This window comes from Paenisporosarcina sp. P5_A11, assembly GCF_056400705.1.
The window spans coordinates 1-3304 of sequence record NZ_JBFUKT010000259.1; the positions used below are offsets into that span (position 1 = coordinate 1).

The following is a 3304-nucleotide window of genomic DNA, read 5'->3' on the forward strand; positions in this document are numbered from 1 at the left end:
ATCCAGCTCCTAGATGCTCTCCTTGACCTTCAGGGAAGCCATTGTGGTCGAAAATAAGTTGAGTTTCTTTATCTTGCTCTTTGAATTCAAACTTTACGATTGAATAGACTCCAGCGTCCCAATTACCTGCACGCCATGCTTGAACGATTCTCTCATTCGGAACCAATTCAATATTTCTTCCAACAATCATGCCACCAAAACAAGAAAACGAACCTCCTGCTTCAGAACTAATTTCAGTTGGTGCACCTCCAGTAACTTCACTAAATTGTGCAGAGCTCGTGAGCGCTTTATATAAACGTTCTGGACTTACTTTAAAATTAATTTCTTGATGGATTGTATGTGACATTATGAAATTCCTCCAATTTTATGATTCTGTTGTAACTGACCAAGGATCAATCCCAGGATCTTGTCCGTCTGATAATGTTTGAAGACGTGCCATGTAGTGTGTCCAACCTTCTAGGTGAGACTGAACTTTTTCTTCAGGAAGATTATAATGAGTCAGAACTAAAAGTGTCCCGCTGTCTTTCGGAATCAGTCGGAATTCTAAAGTACTAACCCAGGAGGAAGTATTTCTAAATTCTCCCATCCCCAGCTCATCACAATTTTTTCATAAGGGACGATTTCTAAATATTCCCCTTTAGCGATGTCTTGACCATTGACGTCAATACGATAGCTACCACCGATGCGAGGTTCTAAAAGGATATGTCTTCCCATCTAACGCACCATTTTCTTAGGGTCAGTAAAAAAGCCAAGTAATATTTGTGGCCTGCAATTGATAAAGATTTCTTTCCGGATGGACTCATTCAGATTCTGATTCTGATTCATGAATTTTCCTTTCTTCTTCTTCCGCCGCTTCTTTCAAGAGTAATAAATGGTCATCCCAAAAGTGATCGATGAACTGTTTTAACTCCGCAAAGTCTTCCTTTTTAAATCCATAATATCTTTTTGTTCCTTCTTTCCGAACGATGACAAGTCCGGCTCCTTCGAGGACTTTGAGATGCTGCGAGATTGCTGGTGCAGAAATTTCAAAATTCGAAGCAATGGAACTCGAGGTTAACTCTTTCTCATATACAAGTTGCAAAATTTCTCTACGTTTGGGCTCTGATAAGGCCTGTATCACTTTTTCAATCATAATAGTAATTAAGCACACACTTAATTAATTTATTGAAGTAGATCACACTTAATTTCATTTACTTTAAAAAACCAAAAAAGTATTCACTCCATAAATTAAACGAAGCAAATACTATTAAGAAAGCACAATTTTTCTTACTATTCATGTTAGGTATTGAGGAAGTCCAGTTATTATTGACATTAATAAATGATATATACTCATTCCGACCAATTATTTATTTGCTCTTCTTCTGCAATGAGTTGTAGATCGTCTGCTGATATAGAAATGATGTGATAGTCGTGATTCTCAGCATACTTCAAAGCAAGTTCTTTCATAAACTTTGGAGAACCTTCGTTTTCCTCATCATAAATAATCAACATCCCATCAGAATTACGAATGATGAATTTATTTTTTTCGATAAATTGCCATGGTCCCTCATATGGTTTTTTGGTCACGCTAGTTTGAAAATCAGCCTTAGCACAAATTTCTTGATATTTCTCTTTTTTAGGGTCATTCCAGTTTTTTTCTTGCTCTAGAAAAGGTGTAATAATCGCATATTTTAATTTTGGATAATCCGCTTTTAAATCTATAACTAACTCAGCTGCCCATGTCTCAACACCTAATTGACCACTGAATATTACCCATTCGAGTCCTTCATCTAATAACTGAAGGAGATGGTTTTGTAATGCTTTTTTTATGTAGCCAACGCCTGGATGTTTGTCGTCGAATACACCAATTTCGTGTTGTTTATAACCTGTTATGACTAATCTTTTTAACATGCAAGTCCTCCGAGTCACTGACCTTTATATACAATAGTTTAGCATGTTAAAAGATAAAAGACTCTCGATTAGTCGAGAGTCTCAATCTATTGCTTTTAGATTAAAAACATCGCCACAATTGTGGTGACAATTAAACCGATCGTAACGGGACCAAGGTTTCTTCTTGCGAGTTCAAATGGATCGACACCGCAAATTGCAGCTGCTGGAATTAGAGCCCACGGAACCAAGGTCCCCCCACCAACCCAAATTGCCGCTATTTGACCTAATGCAGTAAGTGTAGCTGCTCCAGCACCAATGGCTGTTGAGAAAATGGTAGCGACTGAACCAACGAGTGAAATTCCTGAGAAACCAGACCCATCGAGTCCGGTAATTGCCCCAACTACCGTTAACGTGATTGCTCCAACTTCTTTACTTAGCGGAACAATGGATGCCAATGCTACACCTAGATCATTGACAATTCCGTGTGAATTTTTAGGCAAAAGTTCACCAATAATTTTTGTGAACCCCGCGTCACCTAAGTAGAAGAATGCTGCAATTGGGATGACCGCTCCAAATACTTTAAAACCGAATTGAAATCCTTCAATAAGGTAATTAGTCGCTTGTTCTAACCCTTTGTTTTTATGGCTAACCATTGTTATGAGTAATAGGATAAAAACAGATGTACCACCGATTAAAGCGGTCGCATCTCCACCCTGAAGTTTTAGGATAGACATTACTATTACATCAAGTGCGAATAGTACGGGGATTAATAGGGCTAAAAAGCGCTTTTGGTTTACTGATAAAAGCTTTAATTGTTGTGGGGATGGTTCAATTGAAGGTGCCGTAGACAATCCTGTTGTATCTGTTAATTTTCCAGACTTCATATCACGTTTCAAGAAATAAAAAGCGGTAATTGTCGTAACAAGACCCATTACAAATACAAGCGGGATACTTGCACTAATTACGTCACCGACTGGAAGACCCGCAGCATCTGCTGTTAATTTAGGTGCCCCTTGTATGATGAAATCTCCGGACAATGCAATCCCATGTCCGAAGAGATTCATTGCCATGGCGACTCCAAGTGCAGGTAAACCTACACGTATTGCAATTGGCAGCAAAACAGCGCCCATTAAGGCAACAGCTGGAGATGGCCAAAAAAACCAAGAAATAATCATCATGAGGATTCCGATTGTCCAGTAAGCAAGTGCAGGTGTCCTAATCAGTTTTGAAAATGGCGAAATCATCACATCATTAACACCCGTTGTCGTTAATACTTTACTCATCGCCACAATAATAGAGATAACTAGGATGGTTGGCAACAACTCCGTTATAGCATATATAAAACTGTTGAAAATACTACTAATGGAGGTACTTAATGATCCAGTGGCTACTATTGCAATCAAGAAGATACCGACAATACTGATAAGTGTCGTAT

Annotated in this window: 6 protein-coding genes; all 6 read right to left on the minus strand. The window is 38.5% G+C overall.

Annotated features, from left to right (window positions below):
• The coding region (locus AC1DOS_RS18950) for an SRPBCC domain-containing protein (protein WP_477538755.1) at positions 1-346 on the minus strand (346 nt) is incomplete at its 3' end.
• 18 nt (positions 347-364) lie between these two features.
• Positions 365-586: an SRPBCC domain-containing protein gene (locus tag AC1DOS_RS18955; RefSeq protein ID WP_477538756.1), complete on the minus strand. Its 222-nt coding sequence runs from the start codon at positions 584-586 to the stop codon at positions 365-367.
• Positions 544-714 carry an SRPBCC domain-containing protein gene (locus AC1DOS_RS18960; protein ID WP_477538757.1) on the minus strand — a complete coding sequence of 57 codons (171 nt, stop codon included), beginning with the start codon at positions 712-714 and terminating at the stop codon, positions 544-546. Before AC1DOS_RS18960 ends, AC1DOS_RS18955 begins: the two co-directional genes overlap by 43 nt.
• An 85-nt stretch (positions 715-799) precedes the next feature.
• Positions 800-1132, minus strand: a complete 333-nt coding sequence (locus AC1DOS_RS18965) for an ArsR/SmtB family transcription factor (RefSeq protein WP_477538758.1) — start codon at positions 1130-1132, stop codon at positions 800-802.
• 197 nt (positions 1133-1329) lie between these two features.
• Positions 1330-1890 carry an SLOG family protein gene (locus AC1DOS_RS18970; protein ID WP_477538759.1) on the minus strand — a complete coding sequence of 187 codons (561 nt, stop codon included), beginning with the start codon at positions 1888-1890 and terminating at the stop codon, positions 1330-1332.
• A 95-nt stretch (positions 1891-1985) separates the two neighbouring features.
• Positions 1986-3304, minus strand: a 1319-nt coding sequence (locus AC1DOS_RS18975; RefSeq protein WP_477538760.1) for a hypothetical protein, incomplete at its 5' end; no start/stop codon positions are given.